Annotated in this window: 10 protein-coding genes and 2 pseudogenes; 8 read left to right on the top strand and 4 right to left on the bottom strand. The window is 64.8% G+C overall.

Going from position 1 to position 17,030, the window contains the following annotated elements:
- Nucleotides 1–17: 17 nt before the first annotated feature.
- Both ACCQ00_RS18660 and ACCQ00_RS18655 read right to left on the bottom strand, forming a co-directional pair.
- Nucleotides 18–3,266, bottom strand: coding sequence for an efflux RND transporter permease subunit (locus ACCQ00_RS18660; protein WP_039583702.1), 3,249 nt, complete (start codon nucleotides 3,264–3,266; stop codon nucleotides 18–20).
- A gap of 93 nt (nucleotides 3,267–3,359) precedes the next feature.
- The gene (locus ACCQ00_RS18655) at nucleotides 3,360–4,604 is read right to left on the bottom strand and encodes an efflux RND transporter periplasmic adaptor subunit (RefSeq protein WP_039568736.1); all 1,245 of its coding nucleotides are present in this window, start codon (nucleotides 4,602–4,604) and stop codon (nucleotides 3,360–3,362) included.
- 258 nt (nucleotides 4,605–4,862) lie between these two features.
- Here ACCQ00_RS18655 and ACCQ00_RS18650 point away from each other — a divergent pair, with 258 nt between their 5' ends.
- The 5 genes from ACCQ00_RS18650 to ACCQ00_RS18630 all read left to right on the top strand — a co-directional run bounded on the left by ACCQ00_RS18650 (nucleotide 4,863) and on the right by ACCQ00_RS18630 (nucleotide 10,807).
- A complete protein-coding gene (locus ACCQ00_RS18650; protein WP_039568733.1) occupies nucleotides 4,863–6,179 on the top strand; it encodes a M20 family metallopeptidase in 1,317 nt (438 codons plus the stop codon).
- A 165-nt stretch (nucleotides 6,180–6,344) separates the two neighbouring features.
- Nucleotides 6,345–7,160: an NADPH-dependent 7-cyano-7-deazaguanine reductase QueF gene (queF, locus tag ACCQ00_RS18645; RefSeq protein ID WP_039568732.1), complete on the top strand. Its 816-nt coding sequence runs from the start codon at nucleotides 6,345–6,347 to the stop codon at nucleotides 7,158–7,160.
- A gap of 102 nt (nucleotides 7,161–7,262) precedes the next feature.
- On the top strand, nucleotides 7,263–7,556 hold the full coding sequence (locus ACCQ00_RS18640) for a LysM peptidoglycan-binding domain-containing protein (protein WP_003484545.1): 294 nt from the start codon (nucleotides 7,263–7,265) through the stop codon (nucleotides 7,554–7,556).
- 103 nt (nucleotides 7,557–7,659) lie between these two features.
- Nucleotides 7,660–8,217, top strand: a complete 558-nt coding sequence (locus tag ACCQ00_RS18635) for a hypothetical protein (RefSeq protein WP_022560149.1) — start codon at nucleotides 7,660–7,662, stop codon at nucleotides 8,215–8,217.
- A gap of 358 nt (nucleotides 8,218–8,575) precedes the next feature.
- A complete protein-coding gene (locus ACCQ00_RS18630) occupies nucleotides 8,576–10,807 on the top strand; it encodes an NADP-dependent isocitrate dehydrogenase (protein WP_039568730.1) in 2,232 nt (743 codons plus the stop codon).
- Nucleotides 10,808–10,878: 71 nt separating this feature from the next.
- Here the strand turns inward: ACCQ00_RS18630 and ACCQ00_RS18625 are convergent, their stop codons facing one another.
- Nucleotides 10,879–11,139: a hypothetical protein gene (locus ACCQ00_RS18625; protein WP_039568727.1), complete on the bottom strand. Its 261-nt coding sequence runs from the start codon at nucleotides 11,137–11,139 to the stop codon at nucleotides 10,879–10,881.
- A gap of 101 nt (nucleotides 11,140–11,240) precedes the next feature.
- Here ACCQ00_RS18625 and ACCQ00_RS18620 point away from each other — a divergent pair.
- From ACCQ00_RS18620 to ACCQ00_RS18610, 3 genes and pseudogenes are all read left to right on the top strand, one after another.
- Nucleotides 11,241–12,187: pseudogene (locus tag ACCQ00_RS18620) on the top strand (LysR substrate-binding domain-containing protein).
- The gene (gene aceK, locus ACCQ00_RS18615) at nucleotides 12,184–13,923 is read left to right on the top strand and encodes a bifunctional isocitrate dehydrogenase kinase/phosphatase (protein WP_017159367.1); all 1,740 of its coding nucleotides are present in this window, start codon (nucleotides 12,184–12,186) and stop codon (nucleotides 13,921–13,923) included. Before ACCQ00_RS18620 ends, aceK begins: the two are co-directional and overlap by 4 nt.
- A 60-nt stretch (nucleotides 13,924–13,983) precedes the next feature.
- A pseudogene (locus tag ACCQ00_RS18610) lies at nucleotides 13,984–14,869 on the top strand (energy transducer TonB).
- A 97-nt stretch (nucleotides 14,870–14,966) separates the two neighbouring features.
- On the opposite strand, the gene rho reads toward ACCQ00_RS18610, so the two are convergent.
- Nucleotides 14,967–16,835 (bottom strand): transcription termination factor Rho, encoded by a 1,869-nt coding sequence (gene rho / locus ACCQ00_RS18605; protein ID WP_022560144.1) that lies wholly within the window; start codon nucleotides 16,833–16,835, stop codon nucleotides 14,967–14,969.
- Between the last annotated feature and the right edge of the window lie 195 nt (nucleotides 16,836–17,030).

The following is a 17,030-nucleotide window of genomic DNA, read 5'->3' as shown; positions in this document are numbered from 1 at the left end:
GAAGACGTCAGCAGTCGTCATGCCGATCGCTCCGAGGTGGATGCCGGGGTTGCGCCGTCATGGCGCGCTGCGCGGCGCGCACGCCATGCGCGCAGGCGCTCGCCGGCGCGTTCCATGTACAGATAGATCACCGGGGTGGTGTACAGCGTGACCAGCTGCGACAGCAGCAGGCCGCCGACGATCGCAATGCCCAGCGGGCGGCGCAGTTCCGAGCCGATGCCGGTGCCCAGCGCCAGCGGCAACGCGCCCAGCATGGCGGCAGCGGTGGTCATCATGATCGGGCGGAAGCGCAGCAGGCAGGCGCGCCGGATCGCATCGTGCGCAGTCGTCCCTTCGCGGCGTGCGTCGATGGCGAAGTCGATCATCATGATGGCGTTCTTCTTGACGATGCCGATCAGCAGCACGATGCCGACGATGCCGTCCACCGACAGGCTCAGCCCGCACATCATCAGCGCCAGCAACGCACCGACACCGGCCGGCGGCAACGTGGAGATGATGGTCAACGGATGGATGTAGCTTTCGTACAACACGCCCAGCACGATGTAGATCACCACGATCGAGGCCAGCAGCAGCCACACGATGTCGGTCTGGCTGCCGGTGAATTCGGCGGCCTTGCCGACGAACTGCGCATGCACCTGGGTCGGAATCTTGAGTTCTTCGCGCGCCTTTTCGATCGCCGCCACCGCCTGCGACAACGAATGCCCCGGCGCCAGGTTGAACGAGATGGTGATGGCCGGCAGCTGCTGCTGGTGGCTCACCACCAACGGCGTGTTGGTGACCTTGGCTTCGGCCAGCGCGGCCAGCGGAATGATGCTGCCGGCACCGACCACGATGCCGGTGTTCTGCGCGCCTACGCCGGTGGCAGTGGACGAGTTGGACGAGGTGACCTGGCCGAAGCTGGTGGCGTTGGTGCCGGTGAGCGCGCCACTGCCGTTGCTGGCCACCGCCAGCTGGTTCATCAAGGCGGTGCTGGTGCGGAATTCCGGCGCCACTTCCAGCACGACGCGGTACTGATTGAGCTCGGTGAAGATGGTGGAGATCTGGCGCTGGCCGAAGGAGTCGTACAGCGTGTCGTCGATGGTCTGCATCGGCACGCCGAGCATGCTGGCCTTGTCGCGGTCGATGCTCAGTTCCAGCGCACGCCCCTGGTTGGCCAGGTTGTTGTCCACGTCCGCCAGCTCGGGCAACTTGCGCATTGCCTCGGTCATGCGCCCGGCCCAGGTGGCCAGCTCGCTGCTGTCGACGTCCGAGATCGAATACTGGTATTCGGTCGCGGCTACCCGCGTGTCCAGGGTGACGTCCTGCACCGGCTTGAGGAACAAGGCCACGCCCGGAATGCCGGCCACTGCGTTCTGCAGGCGCGGCAGCACCTCGTCCAGGCCCTCGCGGTCGCCGCGCGTCTTCAGCACAATCGACAGCTGGCCCTGGTTGAGCGTGGGGTTCATGGTGCCGGCGCCGATGAAGGCTGCCACGCCGGTCACCGCCGGGTCCTTGCGCAACGCGGCGGCCACCGCCTGGGTGCGTTGCTCCATCTGCGGGAACGCCACGTTCTGGTCGGCCTGCACCACACCGGTGATCAGCCCGGTGTCCTGCTCGGGCAGCAAGCCCTTGGGAATGGCCACATACAGCACCACCGTCAACGCCACCGCACCGATCGCCACGGCCAGGGTCAGCGGTTGGTGGGCAAGCACCCAGTCCAGGCTGCGCTCATAGGCGCCCACGGTGCGCGTCCACAGGTTGGTCTTGCCGGCCGCGCTCGCGCGCTCGTGCGCGTCTTCGCCTTCGGGCAAGGCATCGGGCTTGAGCAGGTAGGCGCACATCATCGGCGTCAACGTCAGCGACACCAGCATTGAGATGACCACTGCAATCGACAGCACCCACGCAAACTCGTGGAATAACCGACCGGTGACGCCCGGCATCAACAGCAGCGGCAGGAACACCGCCACCAGCGACACGGTCAGCGACAACACGGTGAAGCCGATCTGCTTGGCGCCGATTTCGGCCGCTTCCGGCCCGCTCTTGCCCTGTTCGATGTAGCGCACGATGTTCTCGATCATCACGATCGCATCGTCGACCACGAACCCGGTCGCCACCACCAGCGCCATCAGCGACAGGTTGTCCAGCGACATGCCGGCGAAGGCCATCACCCCGAAGGTGCCGGCCAGCGACAACGGCACCGCCACCGAGGGAATGATGGTGGCCCACAGCCGGCGCAGGAACACGAAGATCACCGCCACCACCAGCGCGATGGTCAGCACCAGGGTGAACTTCACCTCATGCACCGAGGCGCGGATGGTTTCGGTGCGGTCGGAGAACACCTCCAGATGCACATCGGCCGGCAACACCGATCGCAGCTGCGGCAGGATGTTGCGGATCTGCTCCACCGTCTGCACGATGTTGGCGCCGGGCTGGCGGCGGATCTCCAGCAGCACCGCCTGTTTGCCGTCGGCCCAGGCGGCAAGCTGATCGTTCTCCACCCCATCGACCACGTTGGCCACGTCGGCAAGCCGCACCGGGCGGCCGTCCTTGTAGCTGATGATGGTCTCGCGGTACTGCGCCGCGTCGGTGAGCTGGTCGTTGGTGCCGATGCTGTAGGACTGGGTCTTGCCGTTGAGCGAGCCCTTGGGCGCACTGACGTTGGTCTGGGTCAGCGCGCTGCGCAGCGACTCCATGGTCAGGCCCATGTTCGATAGCTGCGCCGGGTTGACCTGGATGCGCACCGCAGGGCGCACGTTGCCGGCGATCGACACCAGGCCCACGCCCGGCACCTGCGACAGGCGCTGGGCCAGGATCGCATCGGCATAGCGGTTGACCTCGCGCAGCGGCAGCGAATCGGAGGTGAGCTTGAGCGTGAGAATCGCCGCATCGGCCGGATTGACCCGGTTATAGACCGGCTGGTACGGCAGCGAAGAGGGCAGGGTGGCCTGGCGGATCGCCGCCTGCACATCCTGCGAGGCGATATCGATATCGCGCTCCATCGAGAACTGCAGAATGATGGTGGACAGGCCCGCCGACGAATCGGAGGTCATCATCTGCAGGCCGGAGATCTGCCCGAACTGGCGCTCCAGCGGCGTGGTGACCAGCGAGGCCATGGTGGTCGCATTGGCGCCGGGATACTGGGTGGTGACGACCAGGCTGGGCGCGTCGATTTCCGGCAATGCCGAGACCGGTAATTGACGGTAGCCCAGGATGCCCAGCAGCAGGACGCCGGCCATCAACAACGAAGTGGCGATCGGGCGGCGGATGAAGATGGTCGAAAAGCCCACGGGGGGTGTCCTTGCTGAAGACGTCAGGCGAAGCCGGCGCATGCAACGCCGGCGCACATCGGCGACGGAAGTTCCGTCGCCGGTGGTCGAGAGTTAGCGCGGACCGCCGCCACGGCGGCCGCCGGGGCCACCACCACGGCTCTGTTTGTCCTTGGCGGCCTTGAGTTCGGCCTCGGTCGGTTCCGGCGGCGTCTCGCCCGGCTTGAGCGCGCTGACCTTGCTGCCCGGTTTCAGGCGGAACTGGCCTTCGGTCACCACGCGCTCGCCGGGCTTGAGGCCCTTGGTGATCTGCACATGGCTGTCGTCCACTTCCACGCCCTGCACCACGGTGCGCATCTGTGCGGTGTTGTCGCTGCCCACCACGTACACGTAATCGCCATCCGGGCCGCGCTGCACCGACTGGGACGGCACCACGGTGCCGCCGGCGATGGTGCGCAGCTGCAGGCGCACATTGACAAACTGGCCCGGCCATAGCGCGTTGTCGGTGTTGTTGAAGATCGCGCGTGCGCCAAAGGTGCCGCTGTCGGCGGAGATACGGTTGTCGATCACATCCAGCTTGCCGTCGCTGCTGATCACGTGCGCATCGCCACGATCCAGTGCCGCCACGGCCAGTGGCGCCGCCGTTTGACCGGTACGCACGGCCTGCAACTCACGCTCGGGCAGGTTGAAAGACACGTAGATCGGGCGGATCTGGGTCAGGGTGACGATCGTGGAGCTGCTGGTGACGATGTTGCCCACGTCCACGCCACGGATGCCGGCGATGCCGTCGATCGGCGCAGTGACGCGGGTGAACTGCAATTGCACCTGCGCCGAGCGCATCTGCGCATCGTTGGCCGCAACCGCGGCCTCGTACTGGGCAACCTGGTTGCGTTGGGTGTCCAGATCCGTGCGCGAGACGTATTGCTTGTAGGCCGGGTCGTTGGAACGCTGGTAATTCACCCGCGAGGTCGCCAACAGCGCCTGGTTCTGGCGTTTGGCGGCCAGTGCCTGGTCGTAGCTGGCCTGCAGCGTGCGTGGATCGATCTGCGCCAGCAGATCGCCCTTCTTCACTTCCTGGCCTTCCTTGAAATTCAGGCTCATCAACTGGCCGCCCACCTGCGGGCTGACCGTGACCGTATTGAGGGCGGTGACCGTACCCAGCGCGCTGGCATAGACCGGAACATCCTGCGTGGTGGCCGCTACCACCGTCACCGGCACCGGGCCGCCGTTGTCCGGATCATTGCCGTCCGGCGCGCCTGCGCGCTTGCCGTGATTGCCCCCACCCATCATCCGCACTGCGACGAACACCACGACAAGCACTGCGACAACCAGCAGTGTGATCTTCCAAAAACGCGACATGCGACAACTCCTGAGGGCGGGCCGGGCGCATGGGTGCGACCGTGGGGCGGCGGTGCAAAGCATATCGTTGCGCTTCACCAATTGAGCATTACTGAAGTAACGGCTTGGGCGGCGAAACGACCGCAACGGTCACACTTGCACTGCAGCGGCAACGCGCCACGGTGACCGCGGTTGACCGCCGGGCTGAATCGGGCCCCACTGCAGCCCATCCGGCACCCGCCTGCACTACATTAAGCAACCATCTTTCAAGGATTGCCGATGCGCCCCTCCCGCCTGCTGACCAGCGCGCTGCTGCTCGCCCTGCCCACGCTCGCCACCGCGCAGACCGCGCAGACCGCGCAACGGCCCGAAGTCCAGGCCGCCGCCGCCCCGCTGCAGGCCAAGGTGGTGCAATGGCGCCGCGACTTCCACCAGCACCCGGAGTTGTCCAACCGCGAAGAGCGCACTGCCGCCACCGTGGCTGCGCAGCTGCGCAAGCTGGGCCTCAAGCCGCGCACCGGCATCGCCCATCACGGCGTGGTGGCCATCATCAAGGGCGGCAAGCCGGGGCCGAAGATCGCCCTGCGTGCCGACATGGACGCGCTGCCGGTGACAGAGCAGACCGGGCTGCCGTTCGCCTCCAAGGCCACCGCCCAATACCGCGGCGAGCAGGTCGGGGTGATGCACGCCTGCGGCCACGACGCGCATACCGCCATCCTGCTCGGCGTGGCCGAGGCGCTGGTGGGCATGCGCGAGCAGTTGCCCGGCGAAGTGATGCTGATCTTCCAGCCCTCCGAAGAAGGCGCGCCCGGCAACGAAGAGGGCGGTGCCTCGCTGATGCTCAAGGAAGGCCTGTTTGCCGACTTCAAGCCGCAGGCGGTGTTCGGCCTGCATGTGTTCTCCAGCGTGCAGGCCGGCAAGATCGCGGTGCGCAGCGGCCCGCTGATGGCGGCCTCGGACCGCTTCGCGATCAAGATGATCGGCCGCCAGACCCATGGCTCGGCGCCGTGGAACGGCATCGACCCGATCGTGGCCAGCGCCGACATGATCGGCGCCGCACAAACGGTGATCAGCCGCCGCGCCAACCTGTCCAAGCAACCGGCGGTGCTCAGCTTCGGCGCGATCAAGGGCGGCATCCGCTACAACATCATCCCCGACGATGTGGAAATGGTCGGCACCATCCGCACCTTCGACGAAGGCATGCGCCAGCAGATCTTTGCCGACCTGAAGAACGTGGCCGAGCACACCGCTGCCGCGCATGGTGCCAAGGTGGACGCGAAGGTGCCCGACCAGGACGGCAACCCGGCCACGGTCAACGACCCCGCCCTGACGGCCAAGATGCTGCCCAGCCTGCAGGCGGTGGTGGGTGCGGACAACGTCTACGAGCCGCCGTTGCAGATGGGCGCCGAAGACTTCTCGTTCTATGCCCAGCAGGTGCCGTCGATGTTCTTCTTCGTCGGCTCCACTGCCAAGGGCATCGACCCGGCCACTGCGCCCAGCAACCACTCGCCACAGTTCCTGCTGGACGAGTCGTCGCTGGATGTGGGCTTGCGCGCGCTGTTGCAGGTGTCGCTGGATTATCTGCAGCAGGGGTGAATGGGGAACCGGGAATCGGGAATCGTCTGCGGCTGGGCGATTCCCGATTTCGTTGGTTGGGCCGGTGGCGTGATTGTGGAGCGGCGATCTTAGGGCGTTCCATTGGCTTTCTTTCACGCGTTGCCGTACACCTCACGGCCAGCCCGTGCGGCCTAAAATGGCGGCATGAATACCCCAGAAGATTCCACCCTCGGTCGTGAGGTCGCCTATCCGAGCGGCTACGACCCGTCGTTGCTGTTTCCGATTCCGCGCGCGGCCGGGCGCGAGGCCATCGGGCTGACCGGTGAGCTGCCGTTTATCGGCCGCGATCGCTGGCATGCCTACGAACTCAGCTGGCTGGATGCACAGGGCAAGCCTTGCGTGGCCACTGCCACCTTGCATGTACCCTGCGATTCGCCCTCGCTGATCGAATCCAAGTCGCTCAAGCTGTATCTCAACTCGCTCAACGCCACCCGCTTCAACAGCGCCGAAGCGGTGCGCACGCGCATTGCGACCGACTTGTCCACGCGCGCCGGTGCCGACGTGGCGGTGGAGTTCGGCCTGCCGCCGATCGATGCGGTCGGCGAGGGCGAGTCGATCGACACGCTGGATGTCAGCATCGACGATTACGGCCCGCCGAACGCGGCCTATCTCTGCGCACTCGCGCAGCCAGTGGTGGAAGAAGTGCTGACCTCGGCCTTGCTCAAATCCAATTGCCCGGTGACTGGCCAGCCGGATTGGGCCAGCGTGACCTTGCGTTACCGCGGCGCACCGATCGACCGCGAGGGGTTGCTGCGTTATCTGGTGAGTTTCCGCGACCACGCCGAGTTTCATGAGCAATGCGTCGAGCGCATTTTCAACGATGTGCTGACGCAGTGCGCGCCGCAGTGGCTGGTGGTGGAAGCGCGCTACACACGTCGTGGCGGCCTGGACATCAACCCGCTGCGCAGCTCGGCCAGTGTGCCGATGCCACTGTCGATCTTCCGCGACCTGCGTCAGTAGGTCGCGCGCATATGGGATCGCGCGGGCTTCACGGCGGCGCGATCCACGCTTAACGGCGCCCCGCGCACGCTGCCGACACCGCGATGCACAGGGATTGCAGCAATGAGTGTCGACAAGAAGGCAGATTTCTCCAACGTCACCTCATCGGTCGACAGCACCGCCGAGGTGACGCCTGCGCCCGATTTTTCCAACGTGCGCACCAGTGTGCAAAGCACCGCGCAGCTCGTTGAAGAATCGGTGACCGTCCAGGCCGGCGACAGCCTCTCCAGTATTGCCAAGCGCCATCTGGGCGACGGCAATCTGTGGCCACGTATTTTCGAAGCCAACCGCGAAACGCTGCAGGACCCGGACAAGATCTTTCCCGGTCAGGTGCTGCGCCTGCCTGCAAAATCGTAACGGCAGGTCGGCTTCCAGTCGCTGGCGGCAACGTCATTCAACAAACCCAGAAACCAATCGAACACTGCCACTGCAGGTGTTCTGGCTACCGGAGAATCGATTTATGCGTACTACCTCTGTTTCGAGCAGCTTAGCCCTGGCCTTGGCCGGCGTTCTGGCAGTGTCTGGCTGTAGCAAGAAGGCCGACGACGACAGCGTTTCCAAGGACCCCACTTCCGGTGCCGCGACCGAAGCGATGCCCGGCCCGGCCGCCACCCCGCCGGCGGGCGATCAGGCAGCCCAGGGCAGCGCAACCGGTTCGGCCAGCACCGATGGCGGTGCTGCGGCGAGTAGCGCGGTGACGGTGTCCAGCGTGGCCGTCGGCACCCAGGCCGCAGCCGACAAGACGGTGACTCCGGCGACCAGTGTCGGCAGCAAAGACACCATCATCGTCTCGGTCAAGACGGACGGCAGCGCGAGCAACGTGGCCGTGTCGGCGAAGCTGACCTATCAGGATGGCCAGGTGGCTGGCGAACAGAACGCGACGTTGAACACCACCGGTGCCGAAACCACCAACCTGAGCTTCAGCAAGCCCGATGGCTGGCCGGCCGGCACCTACACCGTGCAGGTCATGGTGGACGGCAAGCCCGCAGGTAATCCGCAGACCATCACCGTCAAGTAAGGCTGGGCGACATTGGCGATGTACGGCATTGGCCGTGCGTCGCCGCTGCTCCCGTCAACTGGTGGCTCGACATTGCACTAAGCCATGCAAGCAGGGCGCGACCGATCAAGTCGCGCCTTTTTGTTGCATCGCATTTGTTACAGCTGCATCCATGTCGATTGCCTTGGCGACGGGACGAAGCATCCGCCTGTGGTCGCTTTACCCGGGCGCGGCTCAGACGCGACAATGCCGTGCTGATCCATCGCCGCGTCCAATGCGCTGGCCGACCGGTGTGCCATCAACGACCCCCGTCGCGCGCACCACGGCCCTCGTCCGTGGATGCCGGCGCTCCTCCCGACCACAAGAGCCATCGCACCTCATGTCGAAGACACCGAAGATCCTCTATACGCTCACCGACGAAGCACCCTACCTGGCCACGCAGTCGCTGCTGCCGATCATCGATGCCTACACCGATACCGCCGGCATCGTGGTCGAAACGCGCGATATCTCGCTGGCAGGACGCATCCTGGCGCTGTTTCCCGAGCAGCTCAACGATGCGCAGAAGATCGCCGACGACCTGGCCGAACTGGGCGAACTGGCCACCACGCCGGAGGCCAATATCATCAAGCTGCCCAACATCAGCGCCTCGGTGCCGCAGCTCAAGGCCGCGATCAAGGAGCTGCAAGGCCAGGGCTATGCACTGCCGGCGTATCCGGACGAGCCCAAGGACGCTGCGGAAAAAGACATCAAGGCGCGCTACGACAAGGTCAAGGGCAGCGCGGTGAATCCGGTGCTGCGCGAAGGCAATTCCGACCGTCGTGCGCCGTTGTCGGTCAAGAACTACGCACGCAAGCATCCGCACCGCATGGGCAAGTGGAGCAGCGCGTCCAAGTCGCATGTCGCGCACATGGATGCCGGTGATTTCTTCGGTAGCGAGCAGTCGACCACGCTGGCCGAGGCCGGCACGCTGAAGATCGAATTCGTCGGTGCCGATGGCAGCAGCACCGTGTTGAAAGACAAGGTGGCGGTGAAGGCGGGCGAAATCGTCGACGCTGCCGTACTGAGCAAGCGTGCGCTGGCCAGCTTCATCGACGCGCAGATTGCCGATGCCAAGGCCAAGGATGTGCTGTTCTCGGTGCATCTGAAAGCCACCATGATGAAGGTCTCCGATCCGGTGCTGTTCGGCGTGGTGGTCGGCGAGTTCTACAAGGACACGCTGAGCAAGCATGCCGATGCGCTCAAGTCGGTCGGTTTCGATCCCAACAACGGCATCGGCGATCTGTACGCACGTATCACGTCGCTGCCAGAAGCCAAGCAAGCCGAAATCAAGGCCGATATCCAGACCGAATACGCGCAGCGCCCGGGCCTGGCGATGGTCAACTCCGACAAGGGCATCACCAACCTGCATGTGCCCAGCGACGTGATCGTCGATGCTTCCATGCCGGCGATGATTCGCGACTCCGGCCAGATGTGGAACGCGCAAGGCAAGCTGCAGGACACCAAAGCGGTGATTCCGGATCGTTGCTATGCCGGCGTGTACCAGGCGGTGATCGACGACTGCAAGGCGCACGGTGCCTTCGATCCGGCCACCATGGGCTCGGTGCCCAACGTGGGGCTGATGGCGCAGAAGGCCGAAGAATACGGCTCGCACGACAAGACCTTCCAGATGGCCGCCGCCGGCACCGTCAAGGTCACCGATGGCAACGGCAAGACGGTGTTCGAGCACGCGGTGGAAGCCGGCGATCTGTGGCGCATGTGCCAGGTCAAGGACGCCCCGATCCAGGACTGGGTGAAGCTGGCCGTGGAGCGCGCCCGCCTGAGTGAGACGCCGGCGGTGTTCTGGCTGGACAAGGCGCGCGCGCACGATGCGCAGGTGATCGCCAAGGTCGAGCAGTATCTGAAGGATCACGACACCAAGGGCCTGGATATCCGCATCCTGCCGCCGGTGGAAGCGACCACGTTCTCGCTGGAGCGCATCCGCAAGGGCCAGGACACCATCTCGGTCACCGGCAACGTGCTGCGCGACTACCTCACCGACCTGTTCCCGATCATGGAGCTGGGCACCAGCGCCAAGATGCTCTCCATCGTGCCGCTGATGGCCGGTGGCGGCCTGTTCGAAACCGGTGCCGGTGGTTCGGCGCCCAAGCATGTGCAGCAGTTCGTCGAAGAGAACTGCCTGCGCTGGGATTCGCTGGGTGAATTCCTGGCCCTGGCCGCGTCGCTCGAGCATCTGGGCAGCCGTTACGACAACCCGTCGGCCACGGTGCTGGCCAAGGCGCTGGATGTCGCCAACGGTCAGTTCCTGGACAACAACAAGTCGCCCGCGCGCAAGGTCGGCGAGCTCGACAACCGCGGCAGCCACTTCTACCTGGCGATGTACTGGGCGCAGGCCCTGGCCGCGCAGACCGAAGACACGGCATTGCAGGCTAAGTTCGCGCCGCTGGCCAAGGCCCTGACCGAGAACGAGGCCACCATCGTGGCCGAGCTCAATGGCGCGCAGGGCAAGCCGGTGGAAATCGGCGGTTACTACCATCCCGACCTGGCCAAGGTCAGCGAGGCGATGCGCCCGAGCAAGACCTTCAACGACATCCTGGCCACGCTGAACGCCTGAGTCGCCGCACCACCTGCGGTCTTTGCATGTCGTCTTCAAGGCCCGTCTCGCAGGAGGCGGGCCTTGTCGTTTCAGCGAAACGGCGACAATGCCGTCACGCCACGCAGCAGGCGTCGGCTGAGCCGCGCCATGCGTCGCTCGCGCCGGCGTTGCGAAGGCGGATCGGGCATCGTCTGCATGTCTTGCCGTGGAGCCGCTGTAGATTCCGGCGATTCCAGTGAGGTCTGCGGTTGCAGCGCGTCGACTGCCGTGTCCGGTTCCGCCAGGCGCTGGGCCAGCGCCACATCGGCAATGTGGCCGTGCTGAAACAACAGTTCGCTAAAGATGCGCATGACCCATCTCCACTTGAGTGGAATCCACGTTAGGCGCAGGCTAGGCGACGTAAAAGCGAGACTTTTACAAGTGAGTATTGAATTCCATTCAAGGGTTGGCCATGTCGCGTCCGCCGCTTCACGCATTGCAAGGCTTCGTCAGCGCGGTGCGACTGGGCAACCTGTCGCGCGCTGCCGGCGCGATGCATCTGACCGTCAGTGCACTCAGTCATCAAATGCGCGCGCTCGAACAACGGCTGGGGTATCCGCTGCTGCAACGGCATGCGCGCGGCGTCACCGCCACGCCGCAGGCCAGCAACTGCTCGACCGCATCGCACCGCATCTGGACGCCATCGCTGAGGCATTCGAGCCATTCGGTGCGCGTCGCGAAGACACCCTGACGCTGAGTCTCACGCCGTCGATGGCATCGGCCTGGCTGGTGCCGCGTCTGGGCGAATTTCTGGCCATTCATCCCACCATCGAAATCAACCTGCTGTCGAGCGAGCGGCTGGTGGATTTCGAGCGCCAGCAGCAGGTGGATGCCGCCATGCGCATCGGTGCCGGGCAATGGCCCGGCGTCATCGCCGAGCCCTTGTTCGACGAATGGCTGGTGCCGATGGCAAGCCCGGCCCTGATCGCCCGCATGGGCGGTAGGCAGGCGCCACCGTTGCATCAGTGGCCATTGCTGGGCGACCCGGATGACGCCTGGTCGCGCTGGTTCGCGGCATTTGGCGGCGATGTACCGCGACGCTATGTCGCGGTACTCGACGAATCAGAAGCGCACTATCGTGCCGCCCTGGATGGCGTCGGCGTTGCCCTGGGGCGCGTAACGCGCGCGCGTCTGTTGCTGGCGTCCGGCCAACTGGTGGCGTTATCCACGCAGCGGCTCAAGACCAGTTGGTCGCATTACCTGGTGTATCCGCCACGTTCCAGTACGCATGGCGGGTTTCTTGCGTTTCGCACCTGGCTACAGGGCCAGGCGCGCGAACACGCCGCGCATGCGCAACAGGCAACCGCCACGCCACTGCTCGCGCGCCGCCGCAAGCGCACCGGGACACTGCCGCCATGAGCCCTCGACCGTTGCCACCACAATCCGAGCGCCGCGCGCTGGCGATCGCCCAGGCCGTGTACGAAGCGTTCGAGGACTATCACGCGCGCTTTTCCGAAATCACCGCACGCGCCAAGCAGCGCTTCGAAACACGCGACTGGAGCGCCGCGCGCGAAGACGCAGTGGCGCGCATCGCACTTTACGACCAATACATCGCCGAATGCATGTTGCGTCTGCGCGCAGTACTGCTGGGCCAGGCGCACGACCGCGCGCTATGGATGCGCGCGCGCGATCATTACGCCGCCTTGCTGAGCGGGTTGATCGACCAGGAGTTGTACAAGACCTTCTACAACACCCTGACCCGGCGCTACTTCGGTACCCACGGCGTCGATGCCGAGATCGAATTCATTGCCCTGGATATCGAGCCAACCGACGCCATCACCGTGCCTGTTGCGCGTCACACCTATGCGGTCTCGCCCGGCCGGCTGACCGACATGCTGGTGCGGGTGCTGGGCGACTACGCGTTCGCCGTGCCGTATGCGCACCGCACCCGCTGCGCGGCTGCCATTGCGGTGCGTCTGCTCGACGACCTCGCGCACTGGGGCGAGCATCCGGTGCGGAGCGTGGAATTGCTGGAGACGGTGTTCTATCGCGAGCGGCGTGCCTATCTGGTTGGCCGCGTGTTCGGCGAGCATCGCTTTTCGCCTTGCGTCATCGCGCTGGTCAACGACGATGCCGGCCTGCGTGCCGAAGCGGTGCTGACCCGGCGCAGCGATGTCGCGCAATTGTTCAGTAACTCGCGTAGCTACTTCCAGGCCGACTTGTCCACGGTCGGCGACGCGGTGGTGTTCCTGCGCAGCCTGCTCACCCACAAGCCGGTCGATGAGCTATATACGATGCTGGGCCGCGCCAAGCAGGGCAAGACCGAGCGGTATCGCACGTTTTTCAGCCATTTCCAGGCGCATCCGTCCGAACAGCTGGTGCACGCCGATGGCACTCCCGGCATGGTCATGGTGGTATTCACGCTGCCCAGTTATCCGCTGGTCTTCAAACTCATTCGCGATCGCTTTGCGTATCCCAAAAGCATGAGTCGCGCGCAGGTAGAGGGTAAGTACGAGCTGGTCTTCCAGCTCGACCGCATCGGCCGGCTGCTCGACGCGCAGCCGTATCGCTTCCTGCGCTTTCCCAAGGCGCGCTTTTCACCGGCGCTGCTGCAAGAGCTGCAGACCAGCTGCGCGATGAGCCTGAGCGAAGACGGCGACGATGTCCTGATCGCATTGTGCTATGTGCAGCGCCGGCTGCGCCCGTTGAATTTGTACTTGCGCGAACAATTGCCCGAAGCCGCGCATGCCGCAGCACTGGACTACGGCCAGGCCATCAAGGACATGGCGCGCAACAACATCTTTCCCGGCGACATGTTGCTGAAGAACTTCGGCATTACCCGCCATCAGCGCGCAGTGTTCTACGACTACGACGAACTGTGCCTGATCACCGAATGCAACTTCCGCGATTGGCCCACGCCCACCACCTACGAAGAACAGCTGGCCGCAGAACCCTGGTTCCATGTCGGCCCGCGCGACGTCTTCCCCGAGCGCTTCGCCTTGTTCATGGGTCTGCCTTCCTCGCAACTGCAAGCGGTCAAGCACCTGCACCCGGAACTGTTCGACCCACGCTGGTGGCGCGACCTGCAGAGCCGGCTTCGCGAAGACGATTACCCGGATACCCCGCCATATGCGGAGTCGCGCAGGCTGGCGTAGCGATTTACCGGCAGCGGCAAGACTGGTACAACGCACGCTACATCATCAAGGAGTGTGGTCATGCAGCGGACGCAGCGATTCGGTCTTGGCATCCTGTTGGCATTGAGCAGCATCGCAGCGACGCAGGCACGTCCAAGCGCAGAACAGGCGCAAGTGCAGATCGAGGCCAGCATGAACGTCGCGGGCGAATTGACCTTGACCCCGGACGGCGCGGTCACGGCAGTGAAACTTGCCGACGAAGCGAGTTTGCCGCCGGCAGTGCGCGAGCGGATCAAGCATTCGGTCGCATCGTGGCGCTTCGACCCTGTGCGCGACAACGGAAACGCCTTGCCCGCGCAGTTGCCGATGAGCCTGCTGCTGGTCGCCAAACAGGGAGAAGGGGAAAATTATCTGGTGTCGATCCGTAGCGCGCATTTTGGTGGGGAGGCGCAGGGCGCGACGAGTGTGCAGACCCGCGACATGCAGCCGCCGCGCTACCCCGAAGCGGCGTTTCGGGCCGGTGCCACCGGCGTGGTCTATCTGATGCTCAAGATCGGGCGCGATGGCAAGGTCGAAGATCTGATCGCAGAGCAAGTCAACCTGACATCGCTCGTGCCGGAATCCAAACGTGCACGCCTGCGCCAGGTGTTTGCCGATGCAGCCTCGAAGAAGGCGCGTACATGGACGTTCCTGCCGCCGACAGAGGGTCCGGAGGTCAAGGCGCCGCACTGGGTCATGCGTGTTCCGGTCAGCTTCGACATCGGAACATCCCCACGCGATCTGATCGCCGCAAAACAGGCCCAGAAAATGGCGTTCGTATCTGCCTGGCCCCCGTCAGGTCGCCCCATGGAATGAACGGCGCGGCGCAGCGACATTGAGCGACAGCCCGGATGCTCTGCCTGCGAGCGGGTTGTTTTCCGCACGCGGAGAAGGTGTGCACCTGGTGACACCGCTGCAAGGAAGTTGAGAGTGGCTGACCGAGCAGGCGAAACGCCGCGCAATGGTCGCATCACAAAAAAAGCCCCGCAATGCGGGGCTTTTTCGTCTCGATAAACCGACTGAACTCAGCGCTTCATCGAACTGAAGAACTCGTCGTTGGACTTGGTGGTCTTCATCTTGTCCAACAGGAATTCCATCGCGGCGATTTCGTCCATCGGGTGCAGCAGCTTGCGCAGGATCCAAATCTTCTGCAGCAGCTCCGGCTCGATCAACAGATCTTCGCGACGCGTGCCCGAGCGGTTGATGTCGATCGCCGGATACACGCGCTTTTCGGTGATGCGGCGGTTCAGATGCACTTCGCTGTTGCCGGTGCCCTTGAACTCTTCGTAGATCACCTCGTCCATCTTGCTGCCGGTTTCCACCAGCGCCGTGGCGATGATGGTCAGCGAGCCGCCTTCTTCCACGTTACGCGCCGCACCGAAAAAGCGCTTCGGGCGGTGCAGGGCATTGGCGTCCACACCACCGGTGAGCACCTTGCCGGAGCTGGGCACCACGTTGTTGTAGGCGCGCGCCAGGCGGGTGATGGAGTCCAGCAGGATCACCACGTCCTTCTTGTGCTCGACCAGGCGCTTGGCCCGCTCGATCACCATCTCGGCGACCTGCACGTGACGCGCAGCCGGCTCGTCGAACGTGGAGGAGATGACTTCGCCGCGCACGGTGCGCTGCATTTCGGTCACTTCTTCCGGGCGCTCGTCGATGAGCAGCACGATCATGTGCACTTCGGGGTGATTGGTGGTGATGGCCGTGGCCACCTGCTGCATCATCATCGTCTTACCGGCCTTGGGCGGGGAGACGATCAGCGCACGCTGACCCTTGCCCTGCGGTGCCATCAGATCCAGGATGCGGCCGGTGATGTCCTCGGTGGAGCCATCGCCACGCTCCAGACGGAAGCGGCGGCGCGGGAACAGCGGGGTCAGGTTCTCGAACAGGACCTTGTTCTTGCTCGCTTCCAGCGGCTCGCCATTGATGGTGTCGACGATCGACAGCGCGAAATAGCGTTCGCCGTCCTTCGGGAAGCGGATGCGGCCGGAGAGGTGGTCGCCGGTACGCAGGTTGAAGCGGCGGATCTGGCTGGGCGAAATATAGGTATCGTCCGGGCCGGCCAGGTAGCTGGCTTCTGCCGCACGCAGGAAACCGAAGCCGTCGGGCAGGATTTCCAGCACGCCGTCGGCGGCAACGCCTTCACCATGACGGGTCAGCACCTTCAGCAGGGCGAAGATCACGTCCTGCTTGCGCGCACGCGCCACGCCTTCCTGAATATTGAGCTGGTCGGCGATATCCAGCAGCTTCTGCGCCGGCATGCGCTTGAGGTCGCTCAGCGAATACACCGGAAAACCTTCCGGTACGGCCGGATGCGGACGCGCGACGAACGGCTCATTGTTGCCGTCGGACGAGGGCATGCCGCCGTCGTTGCCGAAGCGGTCGCGCGGGCCGCGGTCGCGGCGGTTGCGGAACCGGTCGCGGCGATTGCCCTGCTGGTTCTGGCCTTGCTGGTTTTGTCCCTGACCCTGACCGCCCTGGCCTTGCTGATTCAGGCCGGCGTTCTGGTTCTGGCCCTGTGCCTGGGCCTGACCCTGCTGCTGACCTTGACCCTGGTTCTGCTGTTGCTGCGCCTGATTGAAGCGCTGCTGCTGCGACTGGCCGCCCTCGCGGGGCTCGCCGTGGGTGTCGCTGCCGTGGCTGGCGCTGGGCGCCTGACCGGCCTGGGCGCCATCGCTGGACGTCTGCGCCGGTGCCGGATCGGCAGCGCGCGACGGTGCCTGCGGGGCACGGGGTGCTTCGGGTGCGGGACTGGCGGGCAAGGGCAGGTTGGGCTGCTGTGCGCCAGCATCTTCAGTGGCGGCGGCGGTCTTGCTCACGCGCGGCTTGCGCACGCGCTTCTCGACGGGAGCGTCGACGCTGCTCCCGGTATCGGAGGAAGGATGATCGGACAAGTGCGTGATTCCTCGCTAAGGTGCGAGCGCCCAACTAGGGGGCGAACTGGTGGTAGATGGGAGTCTAGAAGAGGTTCTAGATGGGTGCGGCGGCGCACGAACGTGTGCCGGACCGACTGACACTATCACCGCCGCGCATTACCGCGCAAGCGTCTTGCCGGGCACGATTTAACTGCCGGCGCATCATCGGGCGCC

It is taken from the genome of Xanthomonas sp. NCPPB 3761 (assembly GCF_041475705.2).
Taxonomy (GTDB): domain Bacteria; phylum Pseudomonadota; class Gammaproteobacteria; order Xanthomonadales; family Xanthomonadaceae; genus Xanthomonas; species Xanthomonas phaseoli.
Note: the sequence above shows the minus strand (reverse complement) of the source record. Positions and strands in the feature narration are given on the sequence as shown.

Bases quoted from the DNA above. Each gene is read 5' to 3' on its own strand.
- ACCQ00_RS18630 (WP_039568730.1), top strand. From the start codon at position 8,576: ATGTCGAAGACACCGAAGATCCTCTATACGCTCACCGACGAAGCACCC.
- queF (WP_039568732.1), top strand. From the start codon at position 6,345: ATGAATACCCCAGAAGATTCCACCCTCGGTCGTGAGGTCGCCTATCCG.
- ACCQ00_RS18640 (WP_003484545.1), top strand. From the start codon at position 7,263: ATGAGTGTCGACAAGAAGGCAGATTTCTCCAACGTCACCTCATCGGTC.
- aceK (WP_017159367.1), top strand. From the start codon at position 12,184: ATGAGCCCTCGACCGTTGCCACCACAATCCGAGCGCCGCGCGCTGGCG.
- ACCQ00_RS18625 (WP_039568727.1), bottom strand. From the start codon at position 11,139: ATGCGCATCTTTAGCGAACTGTTGTTTCAGCACGGCCACATTGCCGAT.
- ACCQ00_RS18635 (WP_022560149.1), top strand. From the start codon at position 7,660: ATGCGTACTACCTCTGTTTCGAGCAGCTTAGCCCTGGCCTTGGCCGGC.
- ACCQ00_RS18655 (WP_039568736.1), bottom strand. From the start codon at position 4,604: ATGTCGCGTTTTTGGAAGATCACACTGCTGGTTGTCGCAGTGCTTGTC.
- ACCQ00_RS18650 (WP_039568733.1), top strand. From the start codon at position 4,863: ATGCGCCCCTCCCGCCTGCTGACCAGCGCGCTGCTGCTCGCCCTGCCC.